18 protein-coding genes are annotated in these 15,725 nt (G+C 55.0%); 9 read left to right on the top strand and 9 right to left on the bottom strand.

All coding sequences use genetic code 11. The features are described 5' to 3' along the window. Nucleotides 1-48 precede the first annotated feature (48 nt). From ACSQ3I_RS26365 to ACSQ3I_RS26355, 3 genes are all read left to right on the top strand, one after another. Nucleotides 49-546: a hypothetical protein gene (locus tag ACSQ3I_RS26365; RefSeq protein WP_436003907.1), complete on the top strand. Its 498-nt coding sequence runs from the start codon at nucleotides 49-51 to the stop codon at nucleotides 544-546. A gap of 1,161 nt (nucleotides 547-1,707) precedes the next feature. Continuing rightward, nucleotides 1,708-2,847 carry a GGDEF domain-containing protein gene (locus ACSQ3I_RS26360; protein WP_436003905.1) on the top strand — a complete coding sequence of 380 codons (1,140 nt, stop codon included), beginning with the start codon at nucleotides 1,708-1,710 and terminating at the stop codon, nucleotides 2,845-2,847. Between the two features lie 495 nt (nucleotides 2,848-3,342). After that, nucleotides 3,343-3,654, top strand: coding sequence for a DUF1476 domain-containing protein (locus ACSQ3I_RS26355; RefSeq protein ID WP_436003903.1), 312 nt, complete (start codon nucleotides 3,343-3,345; stop codon nucleotides 3,652-3,654). Between the two features lie 6 nt (nucleotides 3,655-3,660). Here the strand turns inward: ACSQ3I_RS26355 and ACSQ3I_RS26350 are convergent, their stop codons facing one another. From ACSQ3I_RS26350 to ACSQ3I_RS26340, 3 genes are all read right to left on the bottom strand, one after another. Further along, entirely contained in the window at nucleotides 3,661-3,879 is a 219-nt protein-coding gene (locus ACSQ3I_RS26350) for a hypothetical protein (protein ID WP_436003901.1), read from the bottom strand. 101 nt (nucleotides 3,880-3,980) lie between these two features. Continuing rightward, nucleotides 3,981-4,880, bottom strand: a complete 900-nt coding sequence (locus ACSQ3I_RS26345) for a YsnF/AvaK domain-containing protein (RefSeq protein WP_436003899.1) — start codon at nucleotides 4,878-4,880, stop codon at nucleotides 3,981-3,983. After that, a complete protein-coding gene (locus ACSQ3I_RS26340; protein ID WP_436003897.1) occupies nucleotides 4,864-5,256 on the bottom strand; it encodes a YsnF/AvaK domain-containing protein in 393 nt (130 codons plus the stop codon). The genes ACSQ3I_RS26345 and ACSQ3I_RS26340 overlap by 17 nt, the downstream gene beginning before the upstream one ends. Nucleotides 5,257-5,618: 362 nt before the next feature. On the opposite strand from ACSQ3I_RS26340, the gene ACSQ3I_RS26335 reads away from it, so the two are divergent. After that, the gene (locus ACSQ3I_RS26335) at nucleotides 5,619-7,259 is read left to right on the top strand and encodes a sensor histidine kinase (RefSeq protein WP_436003895.1); all 1,641 of its coding nucleotides are present in this window, start codon (nucleotides 5,619-5,621) and stop codon (nucleotides 7,257-7,259) included. Between the two features lie 282 nt (nucleotides 7,260-7,541). On the opposite strand, the gene ACSQ3I_RS26330 is transcribed toward ACSQ3I_RS26335, so the two are convergent. After that, on the bottom strand, nucleotides 7,542-8,228 hold the full coding sequence (locus ACSQ3I_RS26330) for a PAS domain S-box protein (protein ID WP_436003893.1): 687 nt from the start codon (nucleotides 8,226-8,228) through the stop codon (nucleotides 7,542-7,544). Between the two features lie 101 nt (nucleotides 8,229-8,329). Beyond that, nucleotides 8,330-8,575: a DUF6894 family protein gene (locus ACSQ3I_RS26325; protein WP_436003891.1), complete on the bottom strand. Its 246-nt coding sequence runs from the start codon at nucleotides 8,573-8,575 to the stop codon at nucleotides 8,330-8,332. Nucleotides 8,576-9,045: 470 nt separating this feature from the next. Between ACSQ3I_RS26325 and ACSQ3I_RS26320 the strand changes: the two genes are divergently transcribed. Then, nucleotides 9,046-9,300, top strand: a complete 255-nt coding sequence (locus ACSQ3I_RS26320) for a hypothetical protein (RefSeq protein WP_436003889.1) — start codon at nucleotides 9,046-9,048, stop codon at nucleotides 9,298-9,300. Here the strand turns inward: ACSQ3I_RS26320 and ACSQ3I_RS26315 are convergent. Then, nucleotides 9,275-10,582, bottom strand: a complete 1,308-nt coding sequence (locus tag ACSQ3I_RS26315; RefSeq protein ID WP_436003887.1) for a TadE/TadG family type IV pilus assembly protein — start codon at nucleotides 10,580-10,582, stop codon at nucleotides 9,275-9,277. The genes ACSQ3I_RS26320 and ACSQ3I_RS26315 overlap by 26 nt on opposite strands. A 231-nt stretch (nucleotides 10,583-10,813) precedes the next feature. Between ACSQ3I_RS26315 and ACSQ3I_RS26310 the strand changes: the two genes are divergently transcribed. Next, nucleotides 10,814-11,230 (top strand): helix-turn-helix domain-containing protein, encoded by a 417-nt coding sequence (locus tag ACSQ3I_RS26310; protein ID WP_436003885.1) that lies wholly within the window; start codon nucleotides 10,814-10,816, stop codon nucleotides 11,228-11,230. A gap of 444 nt (nucleotides 11,231-11,674) precedes the next feature. On the opposite strand, the gene ACSQ3I_RS26305 is transcribed toward ACSQ3I_RS26310, so the two are convergent. Next, nucleotides 11,675-12,184: a ferritin-like domain-containing protein gene (locus tag ACSQ3I_RS26305; RefSeq protein ID WP_436003883.1), complete on the bottom strand. Its 510-nt coding sequence runs from the start codon at nucleotides 12,182-12,184 to the stop codon at nucleotides 11,675-11,677. Nucleotides 12,185-12,234: 50 nt separating this feature from the next. Then, nucleotides 12,235-13,113 (bottom strand): PhnA-like protein, encoded by an 879-nt coding sequence (locus tag ACSQ3I_RS26300; RefSeq protein ID WP_436003881.1) that lies wholly within the window; start codon nucleotides 13,111-13,113, stop codon nucleotides 12,235-12,237. A gap of 293 nt (nucleotides 13,114-13,406) precedes the next feature. Between ACSQ3I_RS26300 and ACSQ3I_RS26295 the strand changes: the two genes are divergently transcribed. The 3 genes from ACSQ3I_RS26295 (at nucleotide 13,407) to ACSQ3I_RS26285 (ending at nucleotide 15,138) form a co-directional block, all read left to right on the top strand. After that, on the top strand, nucleotides 13,407-13,601 hold the full coding sequence (locus ACSQ3I_RS26295; protein WP_436003879.1) for a hypothetical protein: 195 nt from the start codon (nucleotides 13,407-13,409) through the stop codon (nucleotides 13,599-13,601). Between the two features lie 360 nt (nucleotides 13,602-13,961). Continuing rightward, nucleotides 13,962-14,207 (top strand): DUF6894 family protein, encoded by a 246-nt coding sequence (locus ACSQ3I_RS26290; protein WP_436003877.1) that lies wholly within the window; start codon nucleotides 13,962-13,964, stop codon nucleotides 14,205-14,207. Nucleotides 14,208-14,358: 151 nt separating this feature from the next. Then, nucleotides 14,359-15,138, top strand: a complete 780-nt coding sequence (locus tag ACSQ3I_RS26285; RefSeq protein WP_436003875.1) for an EAL domain-containing protein — start codon at nucleotides 14,359-14,361, stop codon at nucleotides 15,136-15,138. A gap of 41 nt (nucleotides 15,139-15,179) precedes the next feature. Here the strand turns inward: ACSQ3I_RS26285 and ACSQ3I_RS26280 are convergent. After that, nucleotides 15,180-15,725: GFA family protein (locus ACSQ3I_RS26280; RefSeq protein WP_436003873.1), on the bottom strand; the 546-nt coding region annotated here is incomplete at its 5' end.

Genomic DNA, 15,725 nt, shown 5'->3' with positions numbered 1-15,725 from the left:
TGAGGCCGACGTCGAGTATCATGCTGTACGCGCTGCGGCTGTGCACAAATGATCGCCCAACCGGTCACTTACCTAAATAGTGACCAAACCTATTGCAACCCAAAAATCAGAAGGTTAAGAAATCGGCACGCATCAACAGGTATCTCCGTGCCGAAACAACTCTTGGCCTTGCTCGCAGCCGCAACCCTCATCTCATCCTGCCAAACCGGCGCCATGTGGCAGGACCGCTTGACCAAGCAACGCCCGGCGACCGCGGCCGAAAAAGCAGCGATCATCGAAGGCGCGCGCCGGGTTCTCAAAGATCCCTACTCGATCATGGACGCGGAGATCTCCTACTTCATCCCAGCTGGATCAACCACCACGGGCAATATTTGCATCAAGGGGAACGCCAAGAACTCCTTCGGCGCATACACCGGTCGCAAGGACTGGTTCCTGGATATGAGCAACAACGTCATTCGTTATGCTTGGGAAGGCCATCCGAGCTGCGACCTGCCGGGTATCCGTTATCAGCCGTTCCCAGAGATCTATAAGCTTCGGAATCTGTAACAATGGAGTTTCCGAATGAGGCTGCCGCAGCCACCGAGGCGCGCAACGTTCTGGCTGAAATGGCGAGCGAAGGGCTGCGCCTCGAGCCGCCCAGGCCGAGGCCCGTCACATTGTTTTGCAGTGGCTTCAGGCTATAGAAACGGCACATCGTACAGGCGAAGAGCTCGCCCTACTGGGCTACAGCAGTCAAGGATCGGTAATCGCCCGCGTCGCGTTCCAGCTTGAGGAAAACCCGCCGATCGAATACCTGCACCGGCTCCTCAGCTATCCTCGCCTTTCCTGACCTATAAAGTAAATGGGCGCCTGGTTGCCCAGACGCCCGCCCACCGAACGGAGCAACAACCAAGAAGCGGCGGGTTGAACTTGGACGGTCTGCCCGGATAATTTGAGCCGCACCAGTTGCGGTTCCACTATCGACAACGCCTGATCTTGAATCGAAGTTTTTTAGACCGGTTGTCGACACTAACGTTTTTCGAACGCCAATCAGCATCTCGTGCAATCCGTAACAACAAACAGTGCGACCGGTTCCGAGAAGCCACGAATTTTCGCCGACTGCAAAGCATGGATCGTTATATGAACTGCTAAAGCCTTGTGTTCCAGCGTTGATCAGCCGCTAGGGGAACCTCTCTTTGCTAGGAAAGTTGTATTTCGTCCCGGAGGCAAAAACATGTCAGATGAAGATCCTTATCGCCATATCTCCCAAACGTCCGAGACGCAGCGGGAGGCCTACTTGCGGCGCTCATCCTTGCATTTCCTTGAATGTGCCATTCACCTATGCGCATCCCACATGAGCCTTGAGGATGTGGCGCAAATCCTGGAAGCGGAGGCGCGGATGCTAAGAGAGCACGGATGAAATCGCTCCTCTCGGCGGCGCGGGTACCCGTCGGCCTGCCTGCTTTTGGTATAAGGCTAGCTTCCACCGGGAGTTTAAGCGCATTTCATCAAATTTGACCCAAATTAAAGTGCCGCGTGCTGTCGGTGGTAGCCTGATATGAAAAAGTTGCGTTGAGAAATGAGGCTGGACCTGGTGACCGGCATGTTGTTCGTTTGAGACATGCTTGAAACCGAATAGCTTCCTGTGAATATTTGCAACCAAACCTAAATGAAGTGACAGGCAACAAGCGGCTCACCGCGGCCATAGGGTGGGGAATGGAGAGTGCATTGCACCAGACCATCGTCAATGTGGCGGTGGCAACACTTTTCACCATAGCCTTCACCCTGGTTTCTATTCGAAGGAACACAAAGGGAGATGCAGGTTGGTTCGCGGTGAGCTATGGCACCGGCATCCTGACGCCGGTCAGCGAACTGCTGGTTTGGCTGACCCCCTACCCTGCCGTTTTTACGGCTACCAACTTCGCAAGCTTCACATTGGCCTTTCATTTCATGGCGAAAGGTCTGTCCGTTTACTATAAACAGCCGGTCAGCAACTGGCTTCTGATCGCGTCCTTCGTCCTGTCTCTCATCGTTCGGGGGGCGATCTGGGGTGGTGCGCGTAATACGATGCCCTATGAGTTGCTTTACCAGCTACCGTTTGCAGTCGCGATGGGCTTGTGCGCGATGATCATTGCCAGTTCCCGCTCAAATGGTGGGCTGGAACATATCCTGACCGGCCTCTTCGGTGCTTTGGCAGCCTCTTTCATCGTAAAATCAGTTGTGGCTATATGGTTGAATTCCGGGTCCACCGCCTCACAATACCTGGACAGCAAATATGCGCTGTTCTCGCAGTCCTTGAGCGCAATCCTGCTCATCGCGATAGCCTTGACGCTTTTGATGGTACTCATGCGTGATACAGTTGAGGCAGCCAATACCATCGCCGAAATCGACCCTCTGTCGCAGGTGCATAACCGACGTGGCTTTAACGAGCGGGCCAAGCTGGCTTTGGAACGCAGCCAGAAGCGGCGCCACGAAGTGGCATTTCTGCTTTTCGACCTGGATCACTTCAAGCTTATCAACGACCGTTTTGGACACGCTACCGGTGACCGTGTCATCGAAAAATTTGGTGAGATCCTGCGCTTGGGCGTGTCAGATCGAAATGTCGCAGGGCGTATAGGGGGAGAGGAATTCGCGGTTCTCCTGGAGAACTTGACCGCACCGGCCGCAAGGGAGGTCGCCGAGACGATCCGGCTGGCTCTCGCCAATACTCGGTTCGACGAACCGGACCTCCACGCCACGGTAAGTATCGGAATCGCCATGGCAGAACCTTTCGAAAGCCTGCATACGTTATGCGAAAAGGCGGATATCGCTCTCTACCGCGCCAAGCGTAGCGGCCGTAACCGTACCGCCGTGACCGAGCCGACCTGATCTTGCCCCGAACGCGAAGCCTTTTTACATCGACTCCAGCCGTGAAGGCTGGACATCTGCGTTTTTCTCATGGCAGTGCGCCGGTTGAAAACCTTGAGAGACACGATCCAAAAGGGCCGCCGCGTAAGGATCAGGCTCGGAGAAAACGTGTAAACAGGCTGCTGCGCCCCGGTTATCAACGGAAGCATTAGATCGCACTACGGCAACTGCGGGACTTTGGGGTGCAACGGCCTGTTGATCCCCGTCGTCGGGAGTCAGAATTGCCAGTAAGGTCGCAGCAGGGAGGATGTATCTCATGACATTCGCATACGGCAGTTTCACTTGCGCCAGCCTAACGTCGTGAAGCGAAAATATACAAAACACAAGTGTAAGGTGTTTTGACCGTTTATTAGCCCTTCCCGTTGCCCGGTTCTTTAAAACTCCTGATCTATAAGGTTACTCGCGGCCAGGGGAAAAACGGCTGGGGTATAAAATCGATCTAAACGGGGATTAAACATGACTGCTTTGCTGAAGCGTGCCCGCGCGCTTGAGGACAAGTTCGCTTATGATCAGGAATTCATGTTCAAGGCGCAGGCGCGTCGCAACGCGCTGATTGGCCTTTGGGCCGCGGCCACCATGCGCCGGGACGACGCACAGGCTTATGCCCGCGAACTTACCACCGCCGATATCGCCGATCCGGACGGCGTCTTTGCCCGACTACGTCGCGACTTCGATGCCGCCGGCGTGGAGGTTCTCGATGCCGACCTCCGTTGTCGCATGACCTCACTTCTCAAGGATGTTGCCAGGGATATGTACGAAGGACGGTGAGACGGTCTAATTATCAAGAGCGGGGTTTGAGGAAGGATTAAGTTCGCTGACGAGGCAACGCATGTTCTCAACAGCTTCCGCCATCAAATCGATAATAGGGGCCAAGCCTGGATCCGTGTTGGTTTTGCTGATGATGCCCATGCCAGCGGAAATGGAGTGCAGGGCATTGCGCATGTCGTGGCCGATACGACGAAAATCTTTCTCTGGCGCAGTTCTTTCGTCCATATGTCCTTCACCTCATTCTTCAACACGGGGTGAAATGGCAAAGGGAACGACTAAGTCAATATGAAACGCACCGCGGTTGACGGTGCGTTTCACAAGCTAAATTAGCTGCGCTGGCTCTGAGACTGCCCAAACTGAGACTGACCTTGGCTCAGGCCGCGTTTATCTTCGATTTCGACCTCGGTATGGCGTACGGTTTCGTTGATTTCTTCAGTGCGTTCGGCTTCGGTTTTCTTGATGCCGATTTCTTCAACGACCCGGGCTTCCTTCGACACCACGGCTTCCTCGTGATGCTCCTCGGCAGAAATTGTCCGTTCTTCGAAAGCACGGTCCGCGTCGGTAAGCGGCCGGTCGACATTTCGTCTCTCAATGGTGACATTTTCGTCACGGAGTGTGAGGCTTTCATTTACGGGATTTTCCACAGTGTAGGCCCTGACCTTGACGCTGCCGGCATTTACATCCCTTTTGCCAACGCGCAGATTTTCCTCCACGACCGGGATCGTTTCCTCGTTGCCGCCGGTCTGGTTGCGGAGCGCCGCCTGCGTGGCGATATCAATTCGGTCAGACCCTGTCGTGGCCGAGCTCGAATGGGAGCCATTCCATCCCTCCGCCCGCCAGGTATCGGCACGCTCGTCAAGGTTGATGCTGCCTTCATCGTCGAGAATGTCCCGGACAGTCTCGTAGGAGCCGTCATCGACACCACTGACGGTGACAAGGAAGCCGCCGCGGCGCAGGCCTTCGCTGTAAACCTCGCGATCCTCATCGGGAAAGAAGAAGTCTTCCAGCGCCGCCCAGAACCCTGTCCGGCTTTCCGGCGGAGGTGCATCTGTACGATCGGCTTCATAGCCGGGGACCAGGCGCAAGTTGGCTTGCGCGATGCCAGCGTCGCGAAGGCGGGTAATGGCAGCCTCCGCCTCGGAGCGATTGTCGAAAAATGCGGTCAGCGTCGAGGCTGCGTTACCGGAGACATAGCTGGATGTTGTATCGCTATAGGTCTGTGTCATGGGTGTGCTCCTTGCTGTTGGGGTAAATGCGCTCAACCACAAACTTTTGTTTGCGAAGGCTGATCGGGACGCGCTCACGCTGAACCGTGATCTCGCGCTTGATCCGTATTTCTTCAACGAGGACCAGCCGCTTTTCGACGATGACGCGTTCCTCGCAGATGGGTACAATAGTGGTATCTCCCTCGGTCCGAATCTGGGGGAATTCATCCACTTCGAGGCCGATCGGTATACGTTCAATGCTCGCCGTCACCTGTTTGAGATCCTGCTCGACAGTCTCGTGGTCCAACTCTGTTTTCGTGCGAACTTTGACTTGTCCGTCGCTGACACGGCGTTTGGCCACTTCAAGCTGTTCTTCAACACGTTGAATTTTGTCCATTCGCGTCACCAGGTCGTTCCAGACGATTGCGTGGCCGAAACGAAAAGACCGAGAAAATGGTTCCGCAGTAAGTCCGTTCGAAATGCTCCGGCTTCGAATGCGTTCCGGATCCTTTTCGATTTGCCTTCACCCAAAAAGTTTTTCCTTTCGAATGGGACGCCGATATCGGAACGAATGAACCGTGACCTTTTGCGTTCAATCCATCGAATTGATTTTTCGTAAAATATATTGATCATGCCTATTGTTGGTTCATGCGAATTGTCCCGACTGAGGATGACCTCTCACCGGTAGGTCAAGCCCAAGTTCCGGTCGGTTCGGATGGTGGGGCCAGACGGGGAACAGGACGCGTGAGAAAAAGACTGATGGCAGTGGCAGCCACTGCCCTTTTGCCGGCCATCGGGCTTTTGGCCTATAACGAATTTGCAAGTCGCGAACGGCGTTCGGCTGAGATCCATAGTGAAGCTGCAGCAGCGGCCCGCATGACCGCTTCGGAAGTCGAGCGCATTCTTGAGGGATCGCGTAGCCTGCTGATTGCGGTATCGGCGCTTCCCGCAGTTGTTGAAATGGACGCAAAGGCCTGCGGCGAAGCCCTGAGTCGCGTTGCCACCCGGCTCACTTCCACAGGCGCCATCCTATTGATCGACACCAAGGGCAAGCTGGTATGCGACAGCCAGGGCAATGCCTCCGGCACAGACTTCTCAGATCGTTCCTACGTTCAAGACGGCCTTGCTGCCAAAGACCTTGTTGTTGACGGATACACAGTCAGCAAGTTGACTGGCGTTCCCGTCCTTCCTGTCGCACTGTCGGTATACAACGATGACAAGCTCGTGGGCGTCATCGCAACCGGTATCCGTCTCGATTGGCTTCAGGCGCGGATCATTGAGCGCGGCGTTGCACGCGGCGGGGCGGTGACGATTGCCGACCATAACGGCGTTATATTGGCCCGTAACCCTTACCCTGAACGTTTTGTCGGTACGCGCATACCGGATCCTTACCAGCATTTGATTACCTCCGATAAGCCCGGAACCATGGAAGTCAAAAGTCAGGATGGCACCGAACGGATCCTGGGCTACGTTCCAATATCGGCAACCAACCAGCTTTACATCAGCGCCGGGTTCTCACAGCAGGAAGCCTTTGCCGAGGTCAACCGCCTGACTATCACCGCCGTAATTATGTTAAGTCTGGGCGCTGTGTTGGCCTTCGTCGCAGCGACCCTTGTCGGAAGCCGGTTCATTCTGAGGCCGATAGCTCATATTGTCGATGTCATGGAGAAATGGCGTCAAGGCGATACAGCGGTCAGAACCAACATGGCCGGGAATTTTGGAGAACTCGGCCTTGTCGGCGGATCCGTTGATACCCTTCTCGACGAGCTCGAGCGACGCCGGCTTGTTCTGGAAGCTGCCGAAGAACGACGAAGCCTGCTCGCTCGGGAACTGACCCATCGTGTCAAAAATACCCTGGCGCTTGTCAGCGCGATCGCCCGGCAGACGTTCAAGAATTATCCGCTGCAGGTCAACTCGTTCATTCAACGCCTTGCCTCTTTAGGAAGCGCCTATGACCTGCTCTTTGCCGCTGAACACCAAAGTGCTGATATCAGGGCGATTGTCGAGCGCACCCTTCGGCCCCATCTGCCAGTCGTTGCTGACCGCGTAACGATCAACGGGCCGGAATGCCGGGTCGATCCCGATATCGCCCTGGCTCTTTCTCTGGTTATCCATGAGCTGTCAACGAATGCTGTCAAATACGGAGCCCTCCGGGATGAGCAGGGGTTGATATCGATCAACTGGAGCTGTGACACACGACGTGTGAGCCTTTTATGGCGTGAACACGACGGTCCTCCCGTCCTACCTCCCGAAAAAGAAGGCTTCGGCTCGAGGCTCATCCGACGGGCATTTCCAACTGCCGCCAACGCGCAGGTTATCTCACATTACCTTCCAGAAGGCCTGGAGGTCTCGTTGGCGTTTGATCTGCAATGTGCAGATAATAACGATCACGAAGTTTAGCTGGCTTCCCCAGAATGACAAAGCGAGCGTGGGAAGACAACAGTGATGACGAGGCCCTCAGGACGCCATTCCCGCATAATGGTCGCACCTAAGCTGGTTTTAAGGGTAGTTTCGAGCTTGCTGCCAAACCCACGCGACAGGGAGGGTGATTGGACGGGCGGGCCGCCCCGTTCAGTCCACACGGCGGCCGGGTGCTGATCTCGATGAAACCTTCTTCGGTCTGTAATGCGCCGTACTTGGCTGCGTTGGTGGTAAATTCGTGAAACAAGAGCGCCAGGCTCGTCACATGCGGTGCAGCAAACTCGACATCATCGCCCGCCATGGTGATCCGAGATTTCCTGTTTTATGGGGTGCGGGCATGGCGTCCAGCAATGCGAAAAGAGATATCGTTCCTGCAGCAGCGGGATCCGCCTCGTGGCTTCTCAGGGTGAGATCGTGAGCCCGGGCCAAAGCCACTAGCCGCTCACGCATCAACTTAACCAGATCCCCTGGAGTTTCTGCTTCGCGGGCCGCGAGGGACAGTAGTCCACCAGTAAGTGCAAACAGGTTTTTGATCCGATAATTCATCTCGTGGAGGAGCAAGGATTGTTGCTCTTGTCCACGCTGCCGCTCAGAGATGTCACGCGCAATCTTGGAAGCCCCTACGATAATTCCGCCCGGAGTCCGGATGGGCGAAATCGTGAGGGAGATATCGATAAGTTGACCGTCTTTGCGGCGACGAACGGTCTCGAAATGATCGACGCGCTCGCCAGACTGGACGCGGGCGAGGATTGCCGGCTCTTCATCCAGACGCTCCGGCGGTATTAATATGGTTATGGGCTGGCCAATCACCTCGATCGCAGAGTAGCCGAAAATCCGCTCAGCGCCGCGGTTCCAACTGGTGATAATCTCCTCAAGACTTTTGCTGACGATGGCGTCGTCGGAAGATTCAAACGATGGCCGCGAGGAGGGAAGAGGGTTCGTATGCAAATGTGTTCGGCTGGTCTTTTGAATTCGTCATTACAAAAGCAAAATCTGTTGCTGGGTCCGTTTTTTTACGAAAATCCGCCGGACGCTTCAAGATAATCAATTCATGGTTTTCGGACCGGGTCCTCTTCCCTGGTGAGCTTCATCGTTGTCACACTTTCGAGGTTTGCATCAAGGAGCTCGACTTGGAGGAGCCAGAATGACGGATCGCGCAAACGCTCCCTTGCCATGTCAAACAAGGCTGCGCGAGCTTCTTTGAGCGCAGTCTCGTCATCCGGCATATCAAGAACGGTCTCAGTTAAGAACGCGTGCTCGTTTCTCTCAAGGGTCCGAAAATAGTAAAGGGTCATAACCGCTCCCACGAGTTGAGACCTACGTCGTTCAGGATCCACGAAATGATAGCGGGCCGCCCCTCCCAAAACGGCCCGCTTCGCGCCAGCCGCCTAATGACGGCAGGCCTTACTCCACTGCACTTATCAGTGCTCGTCAATGGAGTGGCCCATAGAGAAATCACTAACTTTTTTAAACCGCATTAACATAATTAATTGAAAATCATCAATTTTTAAAGGCGGTGGCCCTGCATTCCGATTTGTTCAAGCTTCGGTCACGAATGTTCCGCGCAATACCCAACGTTGGTCTCAAACGCTTCGGAACCGTTTGCCGCAAACGACGTTTTGAGGGCGATGCAAGTCGTGTCAAGCGGACACGATGGCATGGAGAACACAGGGATTTTTCCGCTTTCTTCCTGTGGCCAACGAAACGGCAGGCGAGCTCCTATCCCATCCGGCTTGCATCACCATCTTTTCCATTGGGGGCATGAATGACGAACGACATCATTTTTGCAAAGCGGAGACTGCGCGGACCTCAATACTCGCTTGAGGAATTCGCAGAAGCCTACAATCTTCCTGAACCTGAAGCGACCCGCCTCTTCAAGCTCTCCGGTCCCGGCCGGGTCGATCTCGATATGCTCATGCGCGTGAAGACGCTGAAAGCGGCGTCGCCGAGCCAACCAGTGTTCCAACGCCTGGATTGGGTTGAAGCCCTGGGCCCTACTGCGTCAGCCGGGGCTGATTGATAACTTTCAGAAACAGCGCCTGCATCGCTTCTGTTATCCCTTCCGTGGGAGACACCTCAAAGAACAAGCCCGGTGACGCGCACTCCTGAATTTTTGCAGAGATCTCGCTCTGGAACGGTTTGATCCAGCTGTTATACCAGCTGTTCTTGGGGAGCGGCAGATAGGTAGTATACAGAACGGCGATCTTGATGTGCCGGTCCTTTACCAGCTTGCAATAGCTCGTATCGATCGGCTCCTGACAACGTCCGCCGGTCGTTTTCTTGGTGCACTTTGATGGCTTGTAACTGTCACCTACTCCGTCCGATACAAAGAATAGAATTTTCTGCCGCTCATTGGTCGTGTCGCCGCTGCCAGGGGCATCGATGAGCTTGTTGATCTCCGTCAGGGCATTATCGAAACTCGTTTGCTGATCGTTGTTGTAGCCCTGCTTGGGAATGGTCATCAAATCCACCGCTTCCGCATAGGAACGAACCGTATCCATATCCCCACTCAATGTCGCAGCGGCCGTCAGCTTCACATCTTCGGCTTTTGCTCCAAAAGTATACACCCCCATGCGGTACTGATTGGCAAACAACATGGTGGCCTTGGCCGTTTTGGTCAGCTCCTGGGTTGCTTTGCGTACGATATCAATGCGCATGCTGACGCCCAGGCTTTTGGCCAGATTATAGTAGTTGTTGACGTTCTGAACCTCGTGACACGCGAACGCGCAGGTGTCCTTGGTGTTTTTCTCCATCATGGCAATGTCGGCAGCCGTAGCCCCAACACCCATAGACGGCGTGTTGTCCAGCAACACGTAGAAATCAATGTGGGCGCCAAGCTGATAGGTGGCTTTGGCTTTGCCTGAGATCACCACTTCTTTTTTGCCAAACAGTTGGAGAAAGGTGGTCGGGATCCCTTTTTCGAACCGGACTTCCGAGTTGAGATTTTGTCCGGTCCTGTGAACGTCAATGTCGAGGTGCAGGGGAGTGACGCTCGAATATGGGTCGACCTGATCCGTAGTGCCGCTGCTGCCGGTTTGCGCAAGGAAGAGATCGTGGGCCTCGTCGATCGCTTCCTGGACACTGCCGTTGCCACCCATCGTGCGGGCCTTGGCGACACCTTTGGATTTCTCGGAGATGGCACCGACGGCCGCCGCGTCCGCTGCGTTCAACAGGTTTTCCCGCTCTTGAAGAGCAACCGATATATCGATCGCCAGGCCGACAACGCCGCACAAAGGCGTCGCGAGGAGCGCCGTGATGATGCCGAAATTACCATGGCGACTTTTCAGAAACGAGCGAACCATCCAGGTACTCCGATACGCAACTCATTGATCTTTATGAGCAGTACCGCTCCTGACTTAATTTGGGACAAAGGCATACGCTTAAGACTTTGTTTCAATGCTAGCTTTCCAAACGACAAACAACATCAACCAGCCTGCGGATCTGATCAAATTTAATGTAAAAAGAATGACGGCAGCCGTGGCATATGCTCACCTAAAGCGGGTTGTTCGAAGGCTATACCGGCGGAGGGACACATGAAGCATATAGAAGATTTAGACTTGATTGTCGGGCGGCAGCTTCGGCAATGCCGAAAGCTTATGGGTCTCACACAGACTGAACTGGCAGCTGGTTTGGGTGTCAGTTTCCAACAACTGCAGAAATATGAGAGGGGCGTCAATCGGATTGGGGCCGGGCGCCTCCAACAAGCGGCGGACATCCTGCATGTGCCTATATCTTATTTTTTTGAAGATCATCGTCATGATGCCGAGCGGCAAAAACTCATCCCTTTGTTAAGTTCGCCACAAATACAGGAGCTGAACAATCATTTTTGTCGCGTTTCCTCCCCTACCCTTCGTCAGGCTTTGGTGGAGCTCGTAAAAGCGATTAGTGATTGGGGGAGCGAAGACGATGGTGTGTCGGGCGAGGAAAGTATTCCGAAGTTTTTACGGTGACCCACAAAAATGCGGCCATGGTAGAAGAGTCATTGCCACTGGCGCTAGTCTGGCACACGAAAGTGCCAACCTGCATGACCTATGCTCCACTTCAAGCCTATGCTGCTTGAGCGCGCCGTTGCTGCCATTTCTGACGGTATGCGGTGTTTACGGCGGCGGGCGGCCCGCTTGAGAACGTAGTCTTACTTCTCGTCATTTCTTTCTGATTCTTTGGCCGTGATAAGAATTTTTTCCCGCAGCAGTTTTCGATCGTGCTCCCGCGCAAAAGCTTTGAGATGAGTCAGGGCGTCGGTACAAGTGGCCGGCTCCTGAGCGCGCTCGCTCTGATTTTTCCTATCTATGGCACCCTCCTCATCTCTTCACCGCACATATTCAGTCATCGCACATCCATAGCAGACAAACAGAATGGATGACGGCGGCGCTGACACGCCGCCGTCTGCGATCTCAAGCAGCTTTGGTCTTTCCCTTAGTGCCTTTGCTGTTGGCGGATGCTTCGGCAAGTCCCGTCAACGCTTCGTCGGTAGCGGATTCCTCCTGCAGCGTGGCGTCCAGAAGCTGCGCAGCTTCGTTCAGGCCCAACCGGCCGGCCCATGCCTTGAGAGTGCCGTAGCGGGTGATTTCATAATGCTCGACGGCCTGAGCCGAAGAAATCAGGCCAGCGTCAAGGGCTTCCGAACCCTTGTATTCTTCCATGATTTCCTCGCCTTCCGCCAGAATTCCGACGATGGCGTCGCAGGTCTTGCCACGCGCAGGCTTACCGAGCAGTTCAAATACCTGCTGCAGACGCTCGATCTGACCTTCGGTTTCTTCCTTGTGCTTCTGGAAGGCGGCTTTCAGATCCGCGGACTGGGTCGCCCGCGCCATCTTCGGCAAGGCTTTGACGATCTGGCGTTCCGCGTAGTAAATGTCCTTGAGGGTATCCAGGAACAGGTCCTGCAGGGTCTTCTCGGCCATTTTAGACTCCTATGGCTGGGGTTGAGAGGTAGAAGATGACAAAACCCGGGTTAGGCGATGTCATCCAATTCAATGCCGTGCTTGGTGCCGACCGCACCGCCGATCCACGCTGCGGCCGCTCCCACAGCCAGCGAGATGAAGGCGATGATCGCGGCAATCGAGATGACAGATGTTGCCGTATCTGCTGCCTGAACCGCAGTTTGCTTGGCGCTTTCCACAGCCTGGCGATATTGCGCTTCATACAGCTGAACCTGACTGCGGGCCTGCTCGACAGGAATGTTCTGTGCGCGAGCCAACGCTTCGGCTGCCTGCGTGCGTGCATTATCAGCCTGGGCCGGATCGCCGGTCATCACGCCGCGAACCGCAGCAACAGCGGCATTTCGGAGCGACTCCGGATCGCTTCCGCTTGTCTCGCGAACCTGCTGCTCAATGGAAGCCATGGGATCGGTCGCCGTAGCGATGGATGGTGCAGCTGCCGTCGCAACGGTGGCCGCAGTCTGACCTGCGCCCGCTACCAAGCCCGAAAGACCGCTGTAGACGCCGCCAACGAGAGCGCCTACCGAAGTACCGAGCAGGTAAAGAAGAAAAAGGGTGGTGACAGCCCAGGACGTAAGCCCATGCAGTGCACCGGTGGACGTAGACGGGCGACCTGAAAGACGGCTGGCAATGTAACCGCCTGCGAATGAAGCGATAATACCGGTCAGAATGAACCAAATCGCGCTGCCGATTGAAAACGTGCTCGCGTCTGGATTGTCGTTGGTCATAGGATCAAGGACTGCCGCACCAATGCCGATACCCAGTAAATTCAACAGAAAATGCGCTGTCAGCGCGATAACGGCGCCGGCAAAGACAGCGCCCCAGGAAATTTTGTGAAATGCCGCGGTTGAAGGCTGCTCAAGTGGAGCAGGGGTGACGGAAACGGTGCTCATCGGGGAAATCCTATGCATGCAGCTCCCAAGATTGTGATGCCCACTAGAACGTCGCTGCCCGGGTTCAGTTCCGCTGACTGCCCCGCAATCTCACCGCAGGCAGCTGTCTTTTAAGGAATCCAGCGATACCTTGATAAATGCTGTTTCAGGTATATCTTACAGCCCATAACCCGGCGGCGGACCGACCGGCTTAGGGCCGTCGCTGACGAGGAGCGGCGGCCCTACCTACCGACAATGTCTCTATCCCGATTAACTCAGCCAGCGAAAATTCGCTTCGCGCCCAGGGAGGTTGTATGCTTTTCAATCTTCTTTCTTATAGGGACAAGGAAATCGACAGCATTCTTCAGGCCGCGATTGAAACGTGCAACCGGCTCGATATTGACCTCAAAAGCGAAGATGGCCGCAGAGTCTTGCAACGCGCGACCAATATAGCTGCCGGCGGCGTCATGGACGCCGATGAGATCGTCGCAAGGCTCTGTGCCAGTTAGCGCTCCGCGCTCACCATGGAAATTCCGCCGAAACCGCCGTCTCGACCGAGATTTGTCGCAGGGGTAGCCGCCCGCGCAAGCCCCGGCTGCGGCGCCTGGCGGTTACAGGGCATTGCGCCGCCGTCATGAGCCCCTGCCTGACGTGATCCGCGACGGCGGCTCCGGCGGAATTCCCAGCTCATCAGTGCAGGAACCTTTTCAAGGGTTTAAGGTTTTTGTCCCGAGCGTCCGGAGCGATGTCAAGTGGACGCAACAAGCATGAAGAACTTAGAGTTTTGCGCTTTCACCCTATGGCCAACGTAGCGGCAGTCGAGCTTTGTACTTGTTTCGCTCCGGATCTCGCCATCAAGGAGCAAATGCATGCCAAATTACTATTTCCGAACGTTGGAGCAGAACGGTGGACGAGAGGTCCACGAAACCGCTGTCGACCTTCCAGATGAGGCCGCAGCAATTGCCGAAGCGCGCATCATACTGGGAGAAATGGCTGGCGACGGCCTGCCTCACAGCTCAATCAACATGATGTCTGTTGAAGTCCTGGACGAACATCTGCAGCCGCTAATTGAGGTCCGCCTCACTGTAGAGGACATTCCCAAGCCTCACGCTTGATAGGCAAAAGCCAGCCCTCATCAATGGATTGGCAACCAGCCGCAGGCAAAATCGATTCAGCCTGGGCTCGTGCGAAGCCCTGAAACGTCGGTAATGCCGGCAAGCGTGCAGATCGCGCAACGGTCCCAACTCGATTTCAAGGAAATGACTGATGGCTCAAGGATGTAGTGGCTGCCGTGACGGGGCGGATTTTGACTTGCCCTTCTCAATGGCTTTCCAGCCGATTGTCGATATCACGAGCTCCAAGGTTTTCGCGCATGAAGCGCTGGTACGTGGGCCTCAAGGTGAAGGCGCCGGATCCGTGCTTTCGAAGGTAGAGCTCGCCAACCGCTATGCTTTCGACCAGCAATGCCGGGTCAAGGCGATCGAGTTAGCCGCCGTCCTTTTCCCTGCAGACCAGGACACCTGCCTTTCGATCAATTTTATGCCCAACGCTGTCTACGAACCTCGGGCATGCATCCGACTCACGCTCGCAACGGCCGTGAAAACCGGGTTTCCCCTCAAAAACATCATCTTCGAATTTACCGAAAATGAGCAGTTGGACACGGCACATGTACTCAATATCTTAAGCACTTACAAGGACACGGGCTTTAAAACCGCCTTGGATGATTTTGGCGCCGGCCATGCTGGGCTGGGCCTTCTAACGCATTTCCAGCCCGATATCGTCAAGCTCGATATGAACATGATCAGGGGGATCGACACGGACGGGGTACGACGAACCATTGTCAAGCACACGTTGCACATGCTTCAAGATCTTGGGATCCAACCGATTTGTGAAGGTGTCGAAACCGTCGGGGAACTTTCGGTCCTGCAGGAGTTGGGAGTTCGGCTTATCCAGGGCTATGTGCTAGCCAAGCCCAGCTTCGAAAGCCTCTCACAGCCATTGTCGGCTGCCGCCCTGATAGGTGAGACTGCTAAATCCACTTTTTAGTGAGCGTACGATTTAAGCACCCTCTATGAGACACTTTCAGCTCAGTCTTTTTTGTCTTCTACCTTGCGTTTGTCAGGGTAGCCGATCGCGACATCCCGTTCTCGGGTATAACTTGGAAATCGGGGAAGGGCGTCGGCAAAATCTACCCAGGGTAATTTCATGCGCCAGTAGCCATGCGCGACAGGCGTAAAGCGCTCAGGATGATCCATAAACCCAATTGTTATCCAAATCTCGTTTCTGAGCCCCGCATCGACGTAACTTATGGATGATCCGCAATCCGGGCAAAACCCTCGTTCGGTGCCAGGTGTCTTACTGAAGGTTCTTGGCCCCTTGTTGGTGAACGCAACTTTGTCTTTCGGGTACCCGATCCAAACTGTGAGGGGGCCGCCTATCGCCTTTCTGCAGTCATCGTCATGATCGTAATTGATCCAGAAGGGTTCACCCTCCAATTCCGCTACGATCGCTCCGCAAAAACACGATCCTCGCTCAAAGCGCACCGCCATTTCGGACTTCCTTCGTAAATTGAAGCTGCGCCCAGGTTGGACCCCAGAGGATGGAACTGCAATGCCATAGCGGTCTGGATCTCC

This window comes from Rhizobium sp. LjRoot30 (genome assembly GCF_964253915.1).
Classification (GTDB): domain Bacteria; phylum Pseudomonadota; class Alphaproteobacteria; order Rhizobiales; family Rhizobiaceae; genus Metarhizobium.
This window is presented reverse-complemented; position numbering and strand designations above follow the sequence as displayed.

Bases quoted from the DNA above. Each gene is read 5' to 3' on its own strand.
- ACSQ3I_RS26315 (WP_436003887.1), bottom strand. From the start codon at position 10,582: ATGGTTCGCTCGTTTCTGAAAAGTCGCCATGGTAATTTCGGCATCATC.
- ACSQ3I_RS26305 (WP_436003883.1), bottom strand. From the start codon at position 12,184: ATGGCCGAGAAGACCCTGCAGGACCTGTTCCTGGATACCCTCAAGGAC.
- ACSQ3I_RS26340 (WP_436003897.1), bottom strand. From the start codon at position 5,256: ATGGACAAAATTCAACGTGTTGAAGAACAGCTTGAAGTGGCCAAACGC.
- ACSQ3I_RS26355 (WP_436003903.1), top strand. From the start codon at position 3,343: ATGACTGCTTTGCTGAAGCGTGCCCGCGCGCTTGAGGACAAGTTCGCT.
- ACSQ3I_RS26365 (WP_436003907.1), top strand. From the start codon at position 49: ATGATCGCCCAACCGGTCACTTACCTAAATAGTGACCAAACCTATTGC.
- ACSQ3I_RS26295 (WP_436003879.1), top strand. From the start codon at position 13,407: ATGCTTTTCAATCTTCTTTCTTATAGGGACAAGGAAATCGACAGCATT.
- ACSQ3I_RS26300 (WP_436003881.1), bottom strand. From the start codon at position 13,113: ATGAGCACCGTTTCCGTCACCCCTGCTCCACTTGAGCAGCCTTCAACC.
- ACSQ3I_RS26310 (WP_436003885.1), top strand. From the start codon at position 10,814: ATGAAGCATATAGAAGATTTAGACTTGATTGTCGGGCGGCAGCTTCGG.
- ACSQ3I_RS26350 (WP_436003901.1), bottom strand. From the start codon at position 3,879: ATGGACGAAAGAACTGCGCCAGAGAAAGATTTTCGTCGTATCGGCCAC.
- ACSQ3I_RS26335 (WP_436003895.1), top strand. From the start codon at position 5,619: ATGGCAGTGGCAGCCACTGCCCTTTTGCCGGCCATCGGGCTTTTGGCC.
- ACSQ3I_RS26290 (WP_436003877.1), top strand. From the start codon at position 13,962: ATGCCAAATTACTATTTCCGAACGTTGGAGCAGAACGGTGGACGAGAG.
- ACSQ3I_RS26285 (WP_436003875.1), top strand. From the start codon at position 14,359: ATGGCTCAAGGATGTAGTGGCTGCCGTGACGGGGCGGATTTTGACTTG.
- ACSQ3I_RS26345 (WP_436003899.1), bottom strand. From the start codon at position 4,880: ATGACACAGACCTATAGCGATACAACATCCAGCTATGTCTCCGGTAAC.
- ACSQ3I_RS26325 (WP_436003891.1), bottom strand. From the start codon at position 8,575: ATGACCCTTTACTATTTTCGGACCCTTGAGAGAAACGAGCACGCGTTC.
- ACSQ3I_RS26320 (WP_436003889.1), top strand. From the start codon at position 9,046: ATGACGAACGACATCATTTTTGCAAAGCGGAGACTGCGCGGACCTCAA.